Annotated in this window: 19 protein-coding genes; 12 read left to right on the top strand and 7 right to left on the bottom strand. The window is 52.5% G+C overall.

Annotation, left to right across the window (positions count from 1 at the left end):
- Window positions 1-37: 37 nt before the first annotated feature.
- The 7 genes from ON16_RS12065 to larE all read right to left on the bottom strand — a co-directional run bounded on the left by ON16_RS12065 (window position 38) and on the right by larE (window position 6,018).
- Entirely contained in the window at window positions 38-379 is a 342-nt protein-coding gene (locus ON16_RS12065) for a transposase (RefSeq protein WP_040662809.1), read from the bottom strand.
- Window positions 380-620: 241 nt separating this feature from the next.
- Window positions 621-1,319, bottom strand: a complete 699-nt coding sequence (locus ON16_RS12060; protein WP_051131734.1) for an energy-coupling factor ABC transporter ATP-binding protein — start codon at window positions 1,317-1,319, stop codon at window positions 621-623.
- 57 nt (window positions 1,320-1,376) lie between these two features.
- The gene (gene cbiQ / locus ON16_RS12055; RefSeq protein ID WP_144032116.1) at window positions 1,377-2,129 is read right to left on the bottom strand and encodes a cobalt ECF transporter T component CbiQ; all 753 of its coding nucleotides are present in this window, start codon (window positions 2,127-2,129) and stop codon (window positions 1,377-1,379) included.
- A gap of 24 nt (window positions 2,130-2,153) precedes the next feature.
- Window positions 2,154-3,149: an energy-coupling factor ABC transporter permease gene (locus ON16_RS12050; RefSeq protein ID WP_040662806.1), complete on the bottom strand. Its 996-nt coding sequence runs from the start codon at window positions 3,147-3,149 to the stop codon at window positions 2,154-2,156.
- A gap of 38 nt (window positions 3,150-3,187) precedes the next feature.
- Window positions 3,188-4,504 (bottom strand): nickel pincer cofactor biosynthesis protein LarC, encoded by a 1,317-nt coding sequence (gene larC / locus ON16_RS12045; protein WP_040662804.1) that lies wholly within the window; start codon window positions 4,502-4,504, stop codon window positions 3,188-3,190.
- On the bottom strand, window positions 4,501-5,262 hold the full coding sequence (gene larB, locus ON16_RS12040) for a nickel pincer cofactor biosynthesis protein LarB (RefSeq protein WP_040662801.1): 762 nt from the start codon (window positions 5,260-5,262) through the stop codon (window positions 4,501-4,503). The genes larC and larB overlap by 4 nt, the downstream gene beginning before the upstream one ends.
- Window positions 5,263-5,271: 9 nt before the next feature.
- Entirely contained in the window at window positions 5,272-6,018 is a 747-nt protein-coding gene (gene larE, locus ON16_RS12035) for an ATP-dependent sacrificial sulfur transferase LarE (protein WP_040662798.1), read from the bottom strand.
- A gap of 367 nt (window positions 6,019-6,385) precedes the next feature.
- On the opposite strand from larE, the gene ON16_RS12030 reads away from it, so the two are divergent.
- The 12 genes from ON16_RS12030 (at window position 6,386) to ON16_RS15830 (ending at window position 21,708) form a co-directional block, all read left to right on the top strand.
- Window positions 6,386-6,823: a DUF3842 family protein gene (locus tag ON16_RS12030; protein ID WP_051131732.1), complete on the top strand. Its 438-nt coding sequence runs from the start codon at window positions 6,386-6,388 to the stop codon at window positions 6,821-6,823.
- Between the two features lie 17 nt (window positions 6,824-6,840).
- On the top strand, window positions 6,841-7,638 hold the full coding sequence (locus tag ON16_RS12025) for an IclR family transcriptional regulator (protein WP_051131731.1): 798 nt from the start codon (window positions 6,841-6,843) through the stop codon (window positions 7,636-7,638).
- A 127-nt stretch (window positions 7,639-7,765) separates the two neighbouring features.
- Window positions 7,766-8,572: a beta/alpha barrel domain-containing protein gene (locus ON16_RS12020; protein ID WP_040662795.1), complete on the top strand. Its 807-nt coding sequence runs from the start codon at window positions 7,766-7,768 to the stop codon at window positions 8,570-8,572.
- A complete protein-coding gene (locus tag ON16_RS12015; RefSeq protein ID WP_040662791.1) occupies window positions 8,573-9,475 on the top strand; it encodes a molybdopterin-binding protein in 903 nt (300 codons plus the stop codon).
- A gap of 35 nt (window positions 9,476-9,510) precedes the next feature.
- On the top strand, window positions 9,511-10,287 hold the full coding sequence (locus ON16_RS12010) for a 2-keto-4-pentenoate hydratase (protein ID WP_040662788.1): 777 nt from the start codon (window positions 9,511-9,513) through the stop codon (window positions 10,285-10,287).
- 91 nt (window positions 10,288-10,378) lie between these two features.
- Window positions 10,379-11,002: a 4Fe-4S binding protein gene (locus tag ON16_RS12005; RefSeq protein WP_040663060.1), complete on the top strand. Its 624-nt coding sequence runs from the start codon at window positions 10,379-10,381 to the stop codon at window positions 11,000-11,002.
- Window positions 11,002-12,474 (top strand): hypothetical protein, encoded by a 1,473-nt coding sequence (locus ON16_RS12000; RefSeq protein WP_193372960.1) that lies wholly within the window; start codon window positions 11,002-11,004, stop codon window positions 12,472-12,474. Before ON16_RS12005 ends, ON16_RS12000 begins: the two co-directional genes overlap by 1 nt.
- Window positions 12,475-12,556: 82 nt before the next feature.
- Window positions 12,557-13,795: a benzoate/H(+) symporter BenE family transporter gene (locus tag ON16_RS11995; RefSeq protein ID WP_040662786.1), complete on the top strand. Its 1,239-nt coding sequence runs from the start codon at window positions 12,557-12,559 to the stop codon at window positions 13,793-13,795.
- A gap of 100 nt (window positions 13,796-13,895) precedes the next feature.
- Window positions 13,896-15,005: a M24 family metallopeptidase gene (locus tag ON16_RS11990; protein WP_040662783.1), complete on the top strand. Its 1,110-nt coding sequence runs from the start codon at window positions 13,896-13,898 to the stop codon at window positions 15,003-15,005.
- Window positions 15,006-15,213: 208 nt separating this feature from the next.
- Window positions 15,214-18,741, top strand: a complete 3,528-nt coding sequence (nifJ, locus tag ON16_RS11985; protein ID WP_040662780.1) for a pyruvate:ferredoxin (flavodoxin) oxidoreductase — start codon at window positions 15,214-15,216, stop codon at window positions 18,739-18,741.
- A 276-nt stretch (window positions 18,742-19,017) separates the two neighbouring features.
- Window positions 19,018-20,820: a methyl-accepting chemotaxis protein gene (locus tag ON16_RS11980; RefSeq protein ID WP_040662777.1), complete on the top strand. Its 1,803-nt coding sequence runs from the start codon at window positions 19,018-19,020 to the stop codon at window positions 20,818-20,820.
- Between the two features lie 732 nt (window positions 20,821-21,552).
- Window positions 21,553-21,708, top strand: coding sequence for a hypothetical protein (locus tag ON16_RS15830; RefSeq protein WP_158441626.1), 156 nt, complete (start codon window positions 21,553-21,555; stop codon window positions 21,706-21,708).
- Window positions 21,709-21,729: the final 21 nt, after the last annotated feature.

The following is a 21,729-nucleotide window of genomic DNA, read 5'->3' as shown; positions in this document are numbered from 1 at the left end:
CTTACAAAGGTACAAAGTGTGTACTTTATCTTACCATTTACACGGGGTCATAATAATCCGCTTTCTGTACGGATGTTTTGCAGCTATCTGGCACCAGAATCCTCGGAACGCCGCCAAAGTACGTAAAAGCATTCACATGGGCGGTAATTCGGGAATGGCTTTCCATGGCTCGGAACGGCTCCTCATACAGGCATGCGCTGGCCGGCAGGGCTGCCACGAAGAAGTACGCTTTCTTCAGAATTGTGTGTCCTTGAGCCCGTCCGGGTGGGCTGTCTTGTACTCCTCCCAAAGCAGCGTCAGCGTCAAGGTCCGGCTCGGAATGTTTTTCTTCGCTGGTACCGTCCTTCGGCGGATACAGGGCCGAGCCCCAGCTCATCATGTAGTCTGAGTATTTCTTTTGCCTTTTCCACGTTGGTCCTCCCCATGATCGCTACGCCTCTCGGTATTTCTATAACGAGAGTTTAATTCCTCCAACTTCTCGCGGCAAGCGTCCCAGCGCAGTGTTCAAGTTTGCCGTTCTCGTGTTCAAGCTTTCCGTGTTTATGCTCAAATCCTCTTTATCAGGGGCTTCAATGGCGTTTCTATGCCTTCTTCAAATATGGCCACCAGATCTCACAATGCTAATTTTCCCAACCTTCATCAGCCAGATACCCGGCCAGTTCCTGACGCTGACAGTTCCACCGCAGTTCGCCCCGATCCAGGAAAAGAAAGCGGTCGCAGAGGTCTTTCACAAAGAGAAGATCGTGCGTTGTGATCAGACAGCTTTGCTTCAGGTTACGCAGACATTCGGCGAGGCGTTTTGCCGCGTTCAGGTCCAGAAACGAGGTGGGCTCGTCCAGCAGAAGCAGGGACGGGCGCATCACCAGCACGCCTGCCAGGGCGGCCAGACGCTTTTCTCCGCCGGAGAGTTTGTGGACCATTCTATTTTTCAGCGCGGAGATCCCCAGAGCATCCAGTATCTCATCTGCCCGCTGTGTAATTTCCGCCTCAGGAACACCGTAGTTGCGGGGCCCGAAGGCAATATCCTGAAAGACTGTGGGCATAAACAGCTGATCGTCCGGATTCTGAAAAACAACGCCGATTTTTTGGCGGATCTGCGGGAGATTTGTCCTGTCCAGCTGCAGCTCATCTACCTGCACAGTTCCCTCTGCGGCGGGCAAAATACCCACCAGAGAAAGAAGAAGCGTGGACTTTCCGGCACCGTTGGCCCCAAGTAAAGCCACCCGCTCTCCGTCCTGAATGGAAAAGGAGACATCCCGCAGCGCACGGGGTTCTTTCGCGGGGTTGTATTTTACAGAAAGATGTTGAACGCTCAGCATGGCAAGCTCCTTGTCAGACCAGCCCGCCCAGCAGCAGACTGAGATTAAAAAACCGCATCAGAAAAAAAACGCGGCTGCGCCCCCCGCCGTCAGGATGTCCTTTGCGGCGGCGGGGGGTTGATTTCTCACGTGATAGGTGCCGTCATAACCGCGGCATTTCATGGCGCAGTAAATCCGGCTGGCCTGGTCGTAGCTGCGTAAAAGCAGCTGTCCCAGAAAGCATCCCATGTCCCGCATCTGAATGCCTCTCCTGCTGCATGAGCGCAGCTGGTAGGCGGTGTACATCTGCTGTGCCTGCTGAATCAAAACAGAGATATAGCGGTAGGTCAGCGTCAGCTGAAGACAGAAAATTTTTGGGACATGCAGCTCAATAAGCTGTGCGGTCAGAGCCGTCATGGAGGTGGTGGAGACCAGAAGCAGCACGGCGGATACGCATAAAAAGGCCTTTATCAAAATGGAAAGACACGACAGCAGCCCGCCGCTGACCGGAATTGGACCCAGAAAATAAAGCGCTCTTCGATCCAAAAGCAGGTTGGACAGCGCGGTAAAAACCACGAAGGGGGCAGCCACCGCGATGCGCTGCAACAGGGTTTTCCAGGGAGTACCTGAGAGCGCCATTGCCAGGATGGGATAGGCGGCAAAGGGGACCAGTGCGCTGAGAGACCGGGAGGGAAAGGAAATAACACACACCGCGTAAACCACCGTGATCGTCAGCTTCGCGCCGGGACTGAGCCGATGGAAAGCGGAGTCTCCCTCGGCCAGCTGTTCCAGCGAGCAGAAGCTTCTCATTGCCGATGACAGATCAGCCAAAGGGATGCGCCTCCTTTCCTGCGGTTAGTGCGTTGCGTGTTTCTTTTTCGCGGTGTAGATTACGAATCCGGCCCCGCCGGCAATGGCCAGCGTCATCACGCTGCCGATCAGGCCCGCGGCGGCGGTGCCGCTGCCGTCTGAAAAGGCGTAATCAGGAAGGATAGCGGTGTTTTCCACCACATCGCCCGCGGCATTGTGAACAGAGTCATCCCGTTCCAGTTCCGTGGTCCCGGCTACCTTTTCCATGGCCCATTCCAGTCCGTCCGGATTGGACGAGGCATACAGGGAAACCGCGCCGGCAAGGACCGCGGCCGCAAGGGCGAAGGCGATCAGAACGCGTTTGACTGAGACGGTGCGGTCAAGCTTTTTCTGCTCCAGGGGAGTGGAAAGAAGTTCCGGTCGGGTGGAGTACAAAAAGCAGAGGACCGCGGCGGTGACGATGCCCTCCACCAGGCCGATAGCCAGGTGAATCGGCTGCATCAGCGCTACAAAGGCGGAGAACGGCAGCTCTGTCACACCGGAGGCCATGGTCTCCAGTACCACGCTGAACGCGCCCAGCTGCAAACTGATGACCACGCCGAGAATGGATGCCAGCGTAATTTTTTGTTTGGATATCCTCCGCTGCAAAATCGGTTTATAAATGGCATTGTATCCAATCAGACATGCGCATACGCCCATGTTGAAAATATTGCAGCCCAATGCAAGCAGACCGCCGTCCGCAAAAAAGAGACACTGAATCAGAAGAACGGCTGTCAGCGTCAGCAGAGCGGGAAACGGGCCCAGAACCGCCGCCAGAAGAATTCCGCCGCCGATGTGACCGGAGGAGCCTGTCCCCGGAATGGTAAAGTTGATCATCTGTCCGGCGAACACAAAGGCGCCCATCACGCCCATCATGGGAATCTGCTTTTCGTCAAAGTCCTTGCCGCTGATCTTTTTTACAGAATAACCGATGGCTACCGCGCTGACGGCGGACATGGCCCCGCCCACGGCAGGAGAGAGTAAGGCGTCTGCCATATGCATAATGAAAAATCCCCTTTAACAGTAAATTGGACAGCGGCTCAGATCTGCCGCAGAATATCCTCCCAGACCTGCTGGAAGGGAAGCCCGACAGACTTTGCCGCCTGCGCAACATCCGCGTACTCCGGCTTTTCCCGGTGGATGCCAAAGCCGTCTGCACACTTGACGCGAACAGGGCCATAGCTTGTATCCGACGTCTTGATGGAGGGGGTGAGGATAAATTTCCGGCACCGGCGGGAACGGACGCCGTTGGTGTTGGTTTCCCGGAGAATGGCCTGCGCCAGCCGTTCCTCTTGGGCAGCCTTGCACAGAACCGTAAAGGCAACTCCGGCGCGGCCCTTTTTCATAGTCAGAGGCGCGGTGGAAATGTCCAGCGCGCCCTGTTCCATCAGCCGTTCAGACGCAAAGGCCAAGGCCTCTGCCGTCATATCGTCGATGTGGCAGCATAGCTCGATGATTTCCGCCTGCTCCGGATCTCCGGACTCACCCAGAAAGGCGCGAATGCAGTTGGCGACGGGGAACTGTTTCTTGCCGACGCCGTAGCCTGTCTTTTCCAATGTCATGACCGGCATGGGACCAAATCCGCCGCCGAAATGGGCCAGAAGGGCAGCACCGGTGGGCGTACACAATTCTCCGACGATTTCTCCGCAGTAGCAGGGAAGACCCTCCAGCAGGTGGGCGGTAGCCGGTGTGGGTACCGGCATCACGCCGTGGGCGCAGCGGACCTGCCCAGAACCAAGGTGGACAGGCGAGACAACAATTTGGTCCGCGTGCAGCAGATGCATGGCGAGGCATACGCCGGTCACGTCCACAATGGCGTCCAGCGCACCGACTTCGTGGAAGTGAACTTCCGTGACGGGGACGCCGTGGGCCTTGGATTCTGCGGCGGCAATACGGTCGTATACCGCCTTGGCGTTCCGACGAACTTCCTCGGGCACCGGCAGCCGGTCCAGGATCTTTTGCACATCCGGCGGGGATGCATGATGGTGCTCATGATGATGTCCCTCATGTTCGTGATCGTGGTGATCGTCATGGTGGTGATCGTGGTCGTGGTGAGGCATATCTTCATGATCGTGGTGATGTGTATCTTCGTGAACGTGTTCTTCCAAATGAAACTGGTCATGAACATAGCCGCAGGGCAGATCCACGGATTCTTCCGCTTCTCCGCCGATCTTGACCTCCATGTGCGTACCGGTGATGCCGCAGGTTTCTTTTTTCTCTGCGGCAACACCGACGCCTTTCACCAAATGATTCATGGTCTCCAGGAAACCGGCCTGATCTGGCAAAAGTTCATAAAGAGCGGCCATCAGCATATCGCCGGCGGCTCCCATCTGGCATTCCAGATAAAGCGTTTTCATTCTTTAATTCCCTCCATTTGATTGATGCGGCTGGCCAAAAACCCCGCGCCAAAGCCGTTGTCAATATTGACTACGCTGACGCCGCTGGCGCAGGAATTCAGCATGGATAAAAGAGCGCTCATCCCGCCGAAGGATGCGCCGTAGCCCACGCTGGTGGGAACAGCAATGACCGGGCAGTCCACAAGACCGCCCACTACGCTGGCGAGGGCGCCCTCCATTCCAGCCACAACGATTACGACCCGGGCGGACATCAGGGGTTCCAGGTTGGACAGCAACCGGTGCAGACCCGCCACACCCACGTCGTAAAGCCGGATAACATGGTTACCCAGCGTTTCAGCGGTAATGGCGGCCTCTTCCGCTACGCCCATGTCACTGGTGCCGCCGGTAGCGACGACAATGGACCCGCGTCCTTCCACCTGCTTGGGCATGGCCACCGCCAGCCTTGCCAGAGGCTCATAATGCAGAGGAAACCGTTCGGAAAGGTAATCTGCCACATCCTGCTCGATCCGGGTAACCAGAATGTTGGTGCAGTCACGCTTCCGCATGGATTCCAGAATGCCGGCTGTTTGCTCCCTGGTCTTCGATTGACCGTAAATAACCTCCGGCACACCCTGACGAACTGCCCGGTGGTAATCCACCTTGGCATAGCCCAAATCCTCAAAGGGAGCCAGCTTCAGACGCAGTAGCGCGTCTTCCGGAGCCAGAGCGCCATTCTGAACCTCTTTTAAAACGGATAGAATATCGTGTTTGTCTGCCATGCTGCTCCCTCACAGTCTTAACTTTAGATCCAGCGCAACGGTTGAAAACAGGGGAGAGAGCCGGGAGAGAATTTCTCCGCGCTGCTCCATCGCCTGGGAAAATTGACTTTCAGGCAGCTGCACAAGTGCCATGTCACCGCGAAGGCGGATGCGAAAATCTGAAAAGCCCAATTCAAAGAGAGCGGTTTCTCCCTGCTCCACCTTCTGCAGTTTTCCGGCAGTAATTTCCGTCCCGGTGGGAATCCGGGTGGCAAGGCAGGCGTAGGAGGGCTTGTTCCAGGTGAACAGACCTGCCTCTCGGCTGAGCGCCCGCACATCCTGTTTGGTGATGCCGCACTCCCGCAGGGGAGAGCGGACCTGCAACTCCCGCAGAGCCTGCATCCCGGGCCGATCTCCCTCATCGTCGGAGGCATTGGTGCCGTCGATCAGCAGGGTATATCCGTCCCCAGCGGCTGCGCTCCGAATCAGGCCGAAAACTGTATGCTTACAGTAGTAGCAGCGGTTTGTGGGATTGGCGGTGACCCGGGGATCGGACAGGACATCTGCTTCGATGATCGTCATGGGAAGGGCGCAGTAGGCGGCAATTTTCTTAGCATCCTCCAGTTCAAAGGCAGGTTGAAATGCGCCGTGGACATAATAGGCGTGCCAGTTCCGCCCGTATTTCGCGGCAGCCCAGACCAGAAGAGAAGAGTCTGTTCCGCCCGAAAAGGCCAACGCACCGGACGGATTTTCCTCAAAAAAGTCAGATAAATTCATTAAAAGTCTCCCTTTTTTCAAAAACTAAAAAGAAAGAAGGCATACCCATAGAGGTATGCCTTCTGGCATTGCGAACAATTCTTTGCTGCGCGATTATCTTATCATAAAAAAAGCGGGGCATGTCCTGTCGTCAATGATATATGCAGAATCTACTGATCCGTAAATACAACCTTCTGGTCATACATTTTATTATTTACACAATAGCAAAAAAAAATGAATCTGTCAATCGGCGCGGTTGTCAAAAAATACACAAGATGTTATACGTTATTAACAAATCGCGTTCGTCATTAACAAAAAATGTTGACAAAAGGAACCCAATGACTCTATTATAGATTTAGTCAAAAAATAAAGTAAGGGCTTATGCAGGATGAAAAAAAAACGGATTCAAGTAGCTGTCATTGACGGCCAGGGCGGCGGAATTGGCAGGGCGATCATTGAACATCTGAAAAAGAGTTACCCAATGGTGATGATTCGTGCGCTGGGAACCAATGCGGTGGCAACGTCCACGATGCTGAAGGGCGGAGCGGATGACGGCGCAACCGGAGAGAACGCGGTTGTCCACAATGTGTCCCGGATGCAAATTATTCTGGGCCCCATCGGAATCATTGTGGCCAATGGTCTCCTCGGAGAAGTAACTCCAAAAATGGCGGCTGCAATTGGAGAGAGCGACGCAGTAAAAATTTTGCTGCCCTCTCAGCGGTGTACGATTCGCCTTGCTGCAGGACCGGAGCAGTCCATGCAAGTTTATCTCAGCCAAGCGGTACGCATTTTCAGTGAAGAGATGGAGAACCTTTTGAATAATTGAAGGCAGGAAATGACATAATGCACGATAAAATTACCATAGCAAGACAGGAGAACCGACGCGGGGGGGTACAGATCCAATCTGTCGCTCGTGCACTTGAAATCTTGAAGTGTTTTACGGCAACTTCCGAATTGGGCATTTCCGAACTTTCTGCGGAAATGGGACTGCACAAAAGCACCGTGTTTGGCTTGGTCAATACGCTGATGAGCTTTGGTTATTTGGAACAGATTGAAAGCACAAAAAAATATCGGCTGGGAATGACTCTTTTTGAAATGGGCGAACTGGTTCTCAACAGGATTGATATCCGGAATGAAGCTAAGGAACGCTGCGCACCGCTGGCCCAGAAGTATCCTGCAACGATTCATATAGCAACACACAATATGGGCGAAGTGATTTATGTTGACAAGATTGACTGCAACAATTCCCTGATTAACTCCTCCAATGTCGGAAGAAGAGCACTCATGCATTGCACGGGAGTTGGAAAAGCGATGTTGGCATATCTTCCGGAAGAATATCTGGATCAGTATTTGCATTTTCCGCTGAAAAAGCTGACACCAAATACAATTGAAACCAAGGAAGCACTGTTGGAAGAACTTTTCGAAATTCGCAAGACCGGAATTGCCATGGATCGCGAGGAAATCGAGGAAGGTTTAACCTGTGTCGCAGCTCCAATCTTACAAAAAGACGGTTTGCCAGAACTTGCAATTAGCCTGTCTTTCCCGTATGGCAGGATTAAAAATGTGGATTTGCAACAGGTGAAAAGAGAACTGCTCACCTGTACACAGGAACTATCTGCCAGACTTGGTTTTCGGGGCTGAGCAGAAAATATAAGAAAAGCAGAGACTTGGAATGCTCATTGGCGGAAGAAAGATGAGAATTCCATTCTTTGTTTCCAAATAAGCAAGAACGCAATTTGATAATATCGAACGCATAGGAGGGCAGAACATGACTGATGTTCGAGATACGCTTTTTCAAAAAATTTCAGAAAAGAGATACAGGGCGGTACTGACTGCCGAACATTCCGGCGTGTTATCTGGCGAGGCTGAGGCCCGTGCATGTGCAGAGAACCTGGGTGTTGAATTTGAACTTTGCAAAAAGGACGGAGATGAACTTTCTCGCGGAGAACGTTTTGCAAACCTGCTGGCGTCATCCAAGCAGATTGCTTTGGCTGAAGAACAGTTGATTGGAACACTCGCAAAGGCGTCTGGAATTGCAACAGCAGCCAGAACTGCGGTTCAGCTGGCAGACGGAAAAATGAAGATTGTCTCTGGATCTTGGAAGAAAATGCCGCCGCAAATGAAGCAGATGGTCCGCAGTGCAACGTTCACCGGTGGCGCATCCTTCCGAATTTGCGAACAGCCGATGATTTATCTTGATAAAAACTTTATTCGGATGCTTGGCTCCATTCCAAAGGCACTGGAAGCTTGCAAACCATTTGAAGAGTCAACAAAAGTGGTGCAGATCAAAGGAATTACCGGAACCATTGAAGAGGAGACCCAGCAGGCCATCTGCGGCGGTGGAAATATTGTGATGGTGGACACCGGCAACTTAGAGGATCTTCGGAGATGTCGTAAAGTTATGGAGGCATCCGGAAAACGTGAGAAACTAAAGCTTGCATTTGCGGGTGGAGTAAGGCTGACGGATATTCCAGGACTTGCCGATGAGCGCATCGATATTCTATGTATTGGAAAAGAAATTGTTGATGCCCAGCTTTTGGATATGAAACTGGATGTGATTCAGGAGGAAACCTAAATGGGATTGAATTTACTTGAAAAAACAGAACTTTGGGTTAACGAAATCACATTGAACAAGACTAATTTAACAGAGCTAGCGAATACCGTTGCCCGGGTTATGGGACTGAAAGATGGAGAAGTTCTCGTTGTTGATGTGCGCCCAAGGCATATTACCTTCGATGTTCTTGCCAAGGATATTCCCCAGCAGAACATCATGGGGAAGGAACAAGCCATTTTGGATGCCATCCGGGTTGTACCCGGTGTGACCTTGTACCCGGACTCATATATCCATTCCAATGGGATTCTGGGTCAGATCTGCGCGGGCGTGGAGAACGAGGATGAGATTTTGGAGCGGGTGGCAAAAATGACGGACGAGCTGAGAAAAAATGTAGCTCATCGTGCAATCATTTTCCCCACCGGGTTTGAACTGCAACAGGGCCTGATTGAGGATACGAATACTCCTTATCTGTGCGAACTGCTGGAAAAGGCGGGCTATAAGGTGACAGTAGGCGAAATTATGTCCGACGATTTACAGGATATTTCTGAAAAACTGTCAGATGCGCTGAATCGTGGCTTTGGCCTAATCGTTACCACGGGAGGTGTCGGTGCCGAGGATAAGGATCACAGTGTAGAGGGAATCTGCTCCATTGATGTGCAGACCGCAACACCCTACATTGTGAAATATGAAAAAGGAACCGGACGCCACGTCAAGGACGGCGTGCGGATTGGCGTGGGGACAGAAGGTTTGAGTATGATGGTTTCCCTTCCCGGCCCTCACGACGAGGTGGAGCTTGCGGCGCCGGTCCTGCTTCAAGGATTGAGGGAAAACTGGACCAAAGAATATCTGGCCGACCAGTTGGCGGCAGTTCTTGCAGAAAAGTGGAGGCAAAAGAGTGCCGGGCACGGACACCACACACATTAAATCCCGAATGGATTTCTTGAAAGGACGGAGAAATGATGGATTACAAAAAGCTTGCGGATGCGCTGTTTGAGGCGGAAAAGAATCGGGTACAGATTGACCGGCTGACTGACGAAAATCCGGAAATGACCGTGGAGGACGCCTACCGCGTCCAGTTGGAAAACGTCAACCGCAGACTGACAAATGGTGAAAAGTTGATCGGCATGAAGATCGGCCTGACAAGCCAGGGTATGCAGAAGCTGCTGAACGTGGATGTTCCGGATTATGGGCATCTGTTTGCCAATATGATTCTGACGGACGGGCAGGTGTGTCATGTCTCGGAGCTGATTCAGCCCAAGGTGGAAGGTGAGCTGTCTTTCTGCCTGAATAAAACGCTCAAGGGCCCCGGCGTGACGGTGGCTGATGTCTACGAAGCGACAAGCTATGTGGTTCCGTCTCTGGAAATCGTGGATTCGAGAATCAAGGACTGGAAGATCAAACTTCAGGATACCATTGCGGACAATGGATCTTCGGCTCGGTTTATGGTTGGAAGCGGTATGACGCCGATTGAAAAGGTGGATATGCGTTTGACCGGAATGACGCTGGAAAAGAACGGGGAGCTCATTAACAGCGGCACGACTGCGGAAGTGTGGGGGAACCCTGCCGCGGCGGTTGCCTGTCTTGCCAATATGCTTGCTGAATTTGACATTGAGTTGAAGGCAGGCAGCATTGTGATGGCTGGCGCGCTGACAGCGGCCATTCCTGTGGGAGCAGGGGACGTGGTAACCGCCAGCTTCTGCGGGATGGGAAGCGTAAGCGCTAAGTTCGTGAAGTAAGCATTCCACAGGAGGGGAAATCATTACCTTCATCTTCGGATGAAGGATGATAGATAAAGAAAAAGAATTCGAAAGGAAGGAAAAGAAACAAATGAAGCGAGTTACACTGATGGCAAAGGTTGACCCGGAAATCTGCCGTGGATGCAAAATTTGCGAGAAGGTTTGCCCTGTCTATGCAATCAAGGTGACAGATAAGAAGGCTTATTCCGATCCCGACAAATGCATGGCATGTGCAAACTGCGCAGACCGCTGCCCGTTCCACGCAATCACGATGGTCAAGCGCGAGGAGCCCTATGATGTGGGCGTGGATGTGTCCAAGTTCGATCAAAAGGCGATTCGCGACCTGTGTGCCAAGGCTCATTTCAATCCCGAGCAAATTCTTTGCTACTGCGTTGGGACCCGCGCGGAAGAGGTCGCCGCCTGTCTGCTGGACGGCGCAACGACGCCGGAAGAGGTTTCTGCCCGCACCGGGATGCGTACCGGCTGCACGATTGAGTGCATTCAGCCGCTGCTGCGCATGGTGAAGGCTGCAGGCAACGAACTGCACCCCAATCCCAATGGTTTCCAATGGTATGGCACGACAGTCACCGCATGGGATATGCCTGAGGAAGTTAAGGAGAAGTACTCCAGCCGCGGCTTCTACTTTGAGGAGGACCGCAAATTGCTGGACGAGATCGCAAACATTCAGGTTGACGATGAGGGAGGCGCCAAATGATGGCTGATAAGAATTTGATGCATGCTCCGATCATGCCCATTGCTGCAAAGCCTTCTCAGTACGGCATTGATCCGGCTCTGGTCAAAAAGCGTGTTGCAGAGATGTCGGGTATGTGCTCCTTAAAGCTGACAGAGCTGTTCCCGGAACTGCCCGACGTGATTTATCCGGGTGGACCGGACGCTTTGGATAAGCTGTATGAGGTTGCAAAGGATGAACTGCGCAAGGTCGACATGTCCATGATTAAGCCTACCGACAGTGTCAACATTCTGGCATCTCACCACGGATTTACCCTGCTGGGTGGCCAGCCTTACGCCATTTTGCTGAAGGCCATCCGCGACATCGTTCACGAGAAGACCGGAACCGATGACATCCGCCTGCGCGCCGGTGTTGGTATGCGCTTCCGCGAGACGGAGGAGTATATCAAGCGCTATGAGCTGGATAAGTATTTTGGCCCGGGCAAGACCAAGGGCGTAGCTCCTGTCGATGAGGGCATTCCCATTGAGACGGAGGTCGGTACGCTATACGGCATCAAATCTGTGTATGATGCGGACTGGATTATTCATGCTCATCACACCGACGTGCGTGAAGTTCACTTCCATCGTCAGATCGACAAGGCCGTTAAGCCGTTCGGTATGTCCTATGCACGTATCGAAACCCGTTCCACCTACCATCAGAATCTGGGCCCCCGTGCCGCAAACTTTACGGCCCGCGCCATTTTTGAATCCAAGTTCGTACAGAGCAAGTTTGCTTTCGGCGCATTTTTGAACGTTGGACCTCACGGCGTAATCGGCGTGGATGCCGATAATGATCTGTATGCCATTAACGACCGCGCAACCTTTATTGGCTGCCAGCTGTACGGCAAGATCATGACGTTGTTCGGCGAGATCGACGAGTGCATCGCAGTCCTGGACTTCCCGTGCCCCGTTCCCTATGTGTTCTCCGCTGGTGTTATCTATGCGAACTTCACCGGTGCGAACCATGACCTGTATGACATGGAAGGAACGCCGCTGCCCTCTTACACATGGTACACGGAGGCATTTTACGGCAAAGACGGCAAGCCTTTTAAGAAAGACATTCCGCCTCTGAATCCCGCCATCAGAATGTGCGTCCATAACTATGCATGGACGGGTTACCCCTCTGCGTTTTTCTCCGAGCACATTCCTACAGTTGTGGTCGGCCAAGAGCAGGCGGATATGTTTGACATGGAGCCCATGAACATCAAGTATATGGACCATGCCGTAGTTGCCAAGACGACCGAGTCCGCTATGGATTTTGCATATAAGGTGACCGGCACGGATAAGGTGATTATCTTTGACGGCGCCATGGGTGGTCTGAACTGCTCCGAATCTCTGGCAAAGCTGCTGATTGACCGTGCACCGGCTGTCAGCAAGCGTGTTGAGACAGAGCTGATGCCTAAGTGGTTCCGCCAGCGCGGCGTGGATATGTCCGTGCTGGAGAAGCTGAAGCACTGATTGATTTTCGTTTTAGGAGTTTTTCACTATGCGGTCGCAGCCCAGCCGCATAGGAAATATAAAATGAAGGGAAAACTAACATATGAAGCTTTTGGAAAAAGGACCCGGCTTTAAGTCCGGCCTTTCTGATCTGCCCAAATATTTGGGTGGCAGTACCATCGGAGCCGGCGTGGTCTCTACAATTTTCGGCTGCACCGGTCCCTGCCTGGTTACCATCGCCGCTGCAAATGCCGCTGGTTTCACGCTGGCGGACACAGTGACCTGGGTGTTTGGTATCTATGTGTTCGGCGGCCTGCTGGGCGCCATTCTGGCTCTGTACTACAAGGTTCCTATTTCCGGAGCGTTCTCCATCCCCGGTGCAACCCTGATGGGCGCTGCTTTGGCTGGTTATACCTTCAACGAAGCAGCCGGCGCATTTGTGATTGCCGGTGTGATTGTGCTTATCATAGGCTTTACAGGATTGATCGGAAAGATTATGAAGTTCCTCCCGCTTGAGATTGTCATGGCCATGGTCGCTGGCGCTATGATGAAATTTGGCAGCGGCATTATTACCAACACTGTGGCAGACTATGTGGTCTGCGGCGCCGCTGTGCTGGCATTCCTGATTCTGCCTCGCGTTTCCAAGAAAATCCCCGGCGTGCTGGCTGCTTTGGTGGTCGGTGTCGTGGTTGCTGTCGCCATGGGCCGGTTCTCCGGCGACATGGGAGAAATCGCGTGGATCGGACCCCGGATCGTGGCCCCCAAATTCAACGGTTCGTTGATTCTGTCCTGCTCTATTCCGCTGGCCGCACTGGTTATGGGTGCTGAGAACGCACAGGCTATGGGCGTTTTGAAGACCGAGGGCTACTCCGTTCCCGCCAACACCATGACGATTGCATCCGGTATCGGCGGCATTGTTTCCGGTCTGTTTGGCGCTCATAATGCCAACATTGCCGGCCCCATGACCGCTATCTGCGCTTCCTCTGACGCAGGCCCCAAGGAAGGACGTTATGTGGCCTCCGTTGTCAATGGAATCACGTTTGCTCTGTTCGGCGTGTTTGCCGTTTACGCAATCAGCTTTGTCAGCTTTGTGCCGACCAGTCTGGTCAGCGTACTGGCGGGCCTTGCCATGATCAACGTGCTGATCAGCGCGCTCAAGAGCGCCTTCAGTACCGGCAGATTCCGCATTGGCGCATTCTTCGCTTTCTGCACCGGCCTTTCCGGAATCAGCATTCTAAACATTGGCTGCGCGTTCTGGGCGCTGGTTATCGGTGTCGTGGTCTCTCTGATCTGCGAGTCCGGGGACTTCAAGGCCGCAAAGGCTGAAGCTGCTGCCGAATAATGCAGCAAGAAAACCAATAGAAAATAAAAAATGCAGGGCGGCGGCCTCTCCCTTGGAGCAGCCCGTTGCCCTGCATTTTACGCAAAAGGAGGACCATTTTATGAAGGAAGCAATTTCCGCGCGGATTACGGCACTGCAGACAAAGCTAAAAGAACTCGGTTTGGATGCAGCAATGATTTATGACCGCGAAAATCTGATCTACTTTGCCGGCGTCGACGATCTGGAGGGCGGCGCGCTGGCTGTTCCCGCAGAGGGAGAGCCAGAGCTGTTCTGTCTGTGGATGGAGGCCGGTCATGTTCGCGCAGCGTCCGGAATCGAAAAAGTGACCGCTTACATGTTCCCGCAGAACAACCAGAGTACGATGATGGGTGCATGGCTGAAGGCAAAAAACTGGAAAGCTCCCAAAATCGGTTTTACCCGCTATTTTATTAGCCTGAAGGACTATCAGTGCCTGCGGGACGCAGCGCCGGACATGGTGGTGGGCGACATTGCCATCCCTTGCTATGAGATTCGCAGTGTTAAGGTCCCGGAGGAAATTGAACGCATGCGGGTGGCTGGACGTGCTCTGGCCGCAGGGATGCAGGCTGCCATTGACTGCGTAAAGCCCGGCATGATGGAGACGGAAGTCCTTGCCGAGGCAGAATACGCAATGATCAAGGCGGGCTCCATGGGTTCTTCTTTCAGAATGCAGGTTCTGACACACGACCGTCAGATGGACATCCATCCCTATGCCAGCCATGCAAAGCTGGAAGACAATGCTCCTGTAGTCATTCATCTGGGCGCATCCTGCGAGGGGTATGTTGCCAAAATGTGCCGAACCGTTTTTCTCGGAAGTCCCAAACCGGAGAGCGTAAAAATTTACGAGGTGCTGAAAGAAGCTCAGAAGATTGCTGTCGCAGCGCTCCACCCCGGTGTTACCTGCGGCGAGGTTTACGCAAAAACAGCGGAGTATGTGGCATCTCAGGGATATGAAAAGCAGTGGGTTATGCAGCACATCGGATACGGCGTTGGAATCCGTCAGTCCGAATTTTATCCCATCATTGCCAAGGATAGTCCTACCGTGCTGCAGGAAAACATGGTGGTGGATCTCCTTTTGCCGACGATCTATGTTCCCAAAATTGGCGGTCCGCGAATCACGGATACAATTTTGATGAAGAAAGACGGCGTTGAATTTTTAACGGATTTTCCGGCAGGCCCGGTCTGCAAGTAAACCGGCAGCATCCTGAGGGATGCCATGTTGCACATATATCTCAAACATAAGAGTTCCTTTTCTTTAATGTTTTTTGCAGTTGCTGTTGACAGAGATAAAGGAACTGTGTATGATAATATCGTCATTATAAAACGGCGTTTTATAATAACGAACAAATATGGCGATAAATACGTTGTCACTTGTGGAAAACCAACATAGGAGGAATACTATGCCAAAAGAAAAAAAAATTATGAAAACAATGGACGGCAATGAGGCTTGCGCAAACGTAGCCTATCATTTTACGGATGTTGCCGCCATCTTTCCGATCACTCCGTCTTCTCCAATGTCGGAGAAAGTAGATGAATGGTCCGCTGCTGGCCGCAAGAATTTGTTCGGTCAGCAGGTAAAACTTGTTGAGATGCAGTCTGAAGGCGGCGCTTCCGGCGCAATCCACGGTATTGCCGAAGCCGGTGCCATGGCAACGACCTTTACCTCTTCTCAGGGTCTGCTGCTGATGATTCCCAATCTGCACATCATCGCCGGACACCGGATGCCCGCTGTATTTCATGTGGCGGCCCGTTCTGTTGCGACCCATGCCAATAATATTTTCGGCGACCATCAGGATGTGATGGACTGCCGTGCCACCGGTGCAATCATGATGAATACTGCCAGCGTCCAAGAGGTTATGGATCTGGCTGCGATTGCACACCTGACAACCGTCAAAACCCGTATTCCCTTTATTCACTTTTTTGACGGTTTCCGCACTTCCCACGAGATCCAGAAGATTGAAACGATCCACCTGGATAAGGTTGGCGCTCTGCTGGACCGCGATGCGCTGGAAGCATATCACCGTATCGCCATGAACCCGGAACACCCTCTTCAGCGCACCACCGTTCAGGGGCCCGACGTATACTATCAATCCCAAGAAGCCAACAATGCCATGTATGATGCCGTCCCTGGCATTGTGGAGAACTATATGCAGGAGATCAACAAGATCACCGGCAGAGACTACCACATTTTCAACTACTATGGTGCGCCCGATGCTGAACGTGTGATTGTCATTATGGGTTCCGCCTGCGAGGCAACCCGCGAAGTGGTCGATTATCTGAACGCCCGCGGCGAAAAGGTCGGCATGATGCAGATTCATCTGTATCGTCCGTTTGATATGCAGTATTTTCTGGACAAGATGCCCAAGACCGTCAAGAAGATTACAGCAATGGATCGCTCTAAGGAGCCGGGCGCTATTGCAGGCCCTGTCTATCTGGATATCTGTGCAGCCTATGCCAACAACAAGAAAGCACCCCTGGTCTATGGCGGCCGCTATGGCCTTGCCTCTAAGGACGTGACGCCGGCACAAATTAAGGCGGTATTTGACAACATGGCAAAAGAAGAGCCCAAGAATCTCTTCACCATTGGCGTCATTGATGATGTGACCCATCTGTCTCTGGATGTTCAGGAACCGCTGGTTACCGAGCCGGAGGGCACCGTATCCTGCAAGTTCTGGGGTTTGGGCAGCGACGGCACCGTAGGCGCTAACAAGAATTCCGCCAAGATTATCGGCGATCATGCCGGTATGTATACGCAAGCCTACTTCGAGTATGACACAAAGAAGTCCTACGGCATCACCAAGTCCCACCTGCGTTTCAGCAAGAGCCCCATCCACTCCACCTACCTTATTAAAGCGGCTGATTTTCTGGCCTGCCATACTCAGTCCTATATCAGCCGCTATGATATGATTCACGAGATCAAAGACGGCGGCACCTTCCTGCTGAACACATCCTGGACTGAGGTGGAACTGAGCGGAAAGCTGCCCGGCGACGTGAAAAAGTACATTGCTGATCATAATGTACAGTTCTACATCGTGGACGCCAACAAGATCGCACAGGAACTGGGCCTGGGCAATCACGCCAACCTGATTTTGCAGGCAGCCTTCTTTAAACTGGCCAAGGTCATGTCGGTTGAGGATGCTGTCAATTACATGAAGGAAGCTGCCAAAAAGACCTATGCCAAGAAGGGCGAGAAGGTCGTCAATATGAATTTGGCCGCTGTGGACGCGGGCGTCAACAGCCCCGTTAAGGTCAATGTGCCTGCCGATTGGGCCAGTGCTAAGGACGAGCGTACGATTGACGAGAATCTCCCGGATGTGGTCAAGAAGATTGTGATTCCCTGTAACCGCCAGCGCGGCGATGATTTGCCCGTCTCCGCGTTCCTGGGCCATGAAGACGGCACTTACCCCACCGGCACTTCCAAGTACGACAAGCGCGGTATTGCAACGGCGATTCCTTCCTGGGATCCGACCAAGTGCCTGCAGTGCAACCAGTGCACCTTTGTCTGCCCCCACGCTGCCATCCGCGCCTATCTTGTGAACGAGGATGAGGCCAAAGCTGCTCCTGCAGGCTTCACAATGGCCGACGCCAAGGGTGCCGGCGGCATGAAGTATCGCCTCCAGGTTTCCACCATGGACTGCACCGGCTGCGGCAGTTGCGCCGCTTCCTGCCTGGCGAAGGACAAGGCTTTGACCATGAAGCCCGTCGATGATACCATGTTCGACGAGACCAACTGGAACTATGCCCTGTCTCTAAGCGACAAGCCGGGTATGTTTGACCGCAAGACCCTGAAGGGAAGTCAGTTCTATCAGCCGCTGGTGGAGTTCTCCGGCGCCTGCGCGGGCTGCGGCGAGACCCCGTATGCAAAGCTGATTACGCAGATGTACGGTGAGAAGACCTACTGGGTCAATGGTGTTGGCTGCTCTCTGGCATGGGCTGGCGCATTCCCGTCCCTGCCCTACACGAAGAACAAAGAGGGTCGCGGTCCTGCGTTTTATGGTACCCTGTTCGAAGATCAGGCTGAAAATGGCTTGGGTATGGCTCTGGCTGTCAAGCAGCGCCGCGCAAATGTGAGAATGCGCTGCGAGGAACTGGCGGGTATGGTGGTTGATACGGAAATCGAAACCGCCATCAAGAAATGGTTGGCAACTTTCGATGATCTGGACACCAACGATGCAGACGCCCGCGCGTTGGTCGCCGTGCTGGAAAAAGAAGTGCTGACCGGAGAGGCCAAGGCTCTCGCTGATGAAATTCTGCTGCACAGGGACCAGCTGTCAAAAAAGGTTATCTGGCTGTATGGCGGCGATGGCTGGGCCTATGACATTGGCTACGGCGGACTGGATCATGTGATCGCCTCGGGCGAAGACCTCAATATCATCGTGGTCGATACCGAAGTGTATTCCAACACTGGCGGACAGTCCTCCAAGGCAACCCCGGTAGGAGCGTCGGCTAAATTTGCTGACGGCGGCAAGGCCACGGCGAAAAAGGATCTGGGCCGTCTGATGATGACTTATCCCAATACGTATGTCGCTTCCGTCGCAATGGGCGCCAATCCCGCTCAGCTGGTGAAGGCCATGAACGAGGCTGTTGCTCACAAGGGCCCGTCCATTCTCATCGCCTATGCCCCCTGCATCAACCATGGGATCAAGGCCGGCATGGCCAACGTGCAGGCCGAGATGAAAAAGGCGGTTGACTGTGGCCTGTGGCCCCTGTACCGCTATAATCCAAACAAGACGGAGGACCCCTTCTCTCTGGATTACAAGCAGCCCTCTAAGCCGGTCATGGAATTCTTTGACGGGGAAGTCCGCTATTCCGGCTTGAAGCTGAAGTATCCCGAAACCGCCGAAAGGCTGTTCGCTGAGGCGCAGCGTGAAGCGGACCAGCGTTACAAGACCTATGTGAAACTAGAAAAGAGCTGCAACGAGAAATAAATCCGCTTTCCCGAATTTAGCATGGTTGCTCATAAACTTTCTTCAAAATTACCGATTGCTTACAAAAGGTCAGACAGATGCCATACTGAACGACTTTTAGTAAAACGCAAGAAGGTTGCGGCAATAATTTATTTGCCGCAACCTTCTCTCTTTTAAATTTTTTAACATTATTGAGCCAGGTTACACTAACTTTAGCGCTACAGGACTTGTGTTAGCTCGGTTCCCGGCATTTAGGCTGCGGCACAAAAGCAGTAATAGAGATTAGGGGATTTATTTATGAAAAGTTTGAAAACGCGGCTAATTGTAGTAATTCTTGCTCTTGTTATCGCCTCATCAACTTTGGTCGGGACAATTGGACTTTTGACGAGCTTCCGCATCACTGATGACATCATCCAAGCTCAGTACCATGAAAGACTGGACGGTGCCGCCAACATGCTTGAGCTTTACCTGCATGAACAGTTTGGAGACCTCAGTCTAAACAGTACCGGAGAACTAGTGGGCGCTGACGGCAAACCAATTGAGGGACAAAACGAGTATATTGACAAACTAACCCAAGGCCTGAATATAGTGGCCACGGTGTTTACTAAAAATGGGGACAACTATATAAGAACGCTCACCAACTTCAAAGATGCCGATGGAAATCGGGTGGTCGGAACAGAACTAGATAAAACAGGAGGCGCGTATCAGGCTCTTCAGGCGAATCAGACTTTCTTCGGCCTAAACAACATTGTTGGATCCCCCACCATGACGGAATCTGTGCCGCTTAAAAACAGTTCCGGTCAAACCATCGGCGCCTACTTTGTGGGCATATCCATGGATTCCGTCAACGCAATTCTTAACCAAGGCATCTCTTCAACCATCAGCTCCGTGGCAATTCTGATTGTCCTGGTGCTACTCATTGTCGCTGTGATTACAGTCTTTATCGGCAGCGGTATTTCAAAGCCTATCAAGAAAATTGCAGACGTTGCACAGCGAATTGCTGACGGAGACTTCGATGTGGAACTTTCTGTCCGTTCCAAGGATGAAGTGGGAACACTGGCAAAAGCCTTCAATCTTACCATCAAGCAACTGGTCAACTATCAAGGCTATATTGATGAAATCTCCAACGCGCTTTACCATGTGTCCAACAGCGATTTGTGTGTTCAGCTTCACATGGATTACTCCGGTCAGTTTAAAAAGCTGAAGGACAACATGACGGCGCTGCTGGAGAATTTGAATTCCACGGTTCTGCGGATCAACGAGTCCGCTCAGCAGGTCCATAGTAGCGCAGAGCAGGTGTCGGACGGCGCACAGGCGCTCTCTCAGGGTACCACCCAGCAGGCAAGCTCTATTGAGGAGCTGTCCGCCTCCATCGCTGAGGCAGCGGCTCAGATTCAGCGGAACGCACATAACGCACAGTCCGCCCACGAGAAAGCCGACATTGCCGGTGCTGAGCTGCAACACAGCACCGACCAGATGCAGGAAATGGTCGCATCCATGCAGAATATTATCACAAAGTCCTCCGATATCTCAAAGATTATTAAAGTCATCGATGACATCGCGTTCCAGACAAATATTCTGGCGCTAAACGCTGCCGTAGAGGCTGCCCGGGCCGGGTCGGCCGGGAAGGGCTTCGCCGTCGTCGCGGACGAGGTTCGGAATCTGGCCGGAAAATCCGCCGAAGCGGCCAAGAACACCTCCGCTCTTATTGAAGAGACCATTCAGGCCGTCAAAGCCGGTTCCAAAATTGTGGATCAGACCGCCGCTTCTTTGAACAAGAGCTCCACAGTCACGGCGGAAGCCGTCTCACTGATCGATGAGATTGCCAAAGCCTCTCAGGAGCAGGCGGAATCCACCGCTCAAATCAACAAAGGCGTGGAGCAGATTTCGGCGGTGGTGCAGAACAATGCCGCCACCGCCGAGGAGAGCGCGGCCACCAGCGAAGAGCTGACCGCACAGTCCGTCACCATGCAGGAGCTGCTTTCCAGGTTCCAGCTCCGGGAAAGCGTACCCGCCACACTTTCCGATTCAGTCCATGCTGAAGTTTTAATTTCCCCTGCACAGGAAAATATACCCACCTCCATTGGCGGCAAATACTGATTCTGTCCATGTAGCGGGACGGCGACAGATACCTTTTTGGTATCTGTCGCCGTTTCGCTACAATCTTTCCTGCTCCGCAATTGCCCGTATATCCATCGCTGTGAGGGAACATAAATTTGCGGTAGCGGTGGCCGGGGCTTTCCGGCCACCAGAATTCCACAAGCGAATCCTTATCTGAATGGAAACATGACTATCAAGGACAGCTGCGGCTGATTTCCGCCCTGATCAAACAGGAAAAATATGCGGAACTGAAGTAATTCTGCGGACAGCTGGATTCCGCGCTGCCAGCCTCTGCCTGCATCTTGTGCAGTGGAAACCGTACAATAGACGCCGTCATTTCTCTTCGAATAATGGAGGCACGGCGGTACAATATTCGTTTTGATACCCAGCTGTATCTGCCAAATGAGATTCCTTTGAAAGACGTGACATTTGCCTCTCTTGTAGGAAATCTATTGGACAACGCGATCGAGGCGTGCAAAAAAATGCAGAAAACGCCGCATAATGGCTTAATTTATTTATTAAGAGATTAAAGTGTCCACCAGAAAACGGTGGGCACTTCTTTACTTAGGAAGAAAGAGGACCTGCAAGCCAAGGCAAACCTGTGCCATTGGATACTGCGGTTGCTATCAAGGCTTGTCATGGAGCGGTACGGTAAACGTATGAATTGGAGGACATCTATTATTGACAAATTCAAGCGAATGCGGTTAAATAACAAGAGTCAATGGGGACGGTATGATTGTAGATGAGGTCTGCGATACCGCCCCCATTTTGCAGGGTAAGAGGGGGACGTTAATGGAAGAGATTCTGTGCATGGAACATATCACTAAGCAATTCGGCAGTGTCTTCGCCAATCGGGATATCAATCTGGAAGTTCGGCGAGGCGTGTAAGCAGTCAAGTAAAGTGCACAC

Origin of the sequence: Oscillibacter ruminantium GH1 (assembly GCF_000307265.1) — a bacterium.
Lineage (GTDB): Bacteria > Bacillota > Clostridia > Oscillospirales > Oscillospiraceae > Oscillibacter > Oscillibacter ruminantium.
This window is presented reverse-complemented; position numbering and strand designations above follow the sequence as displayed.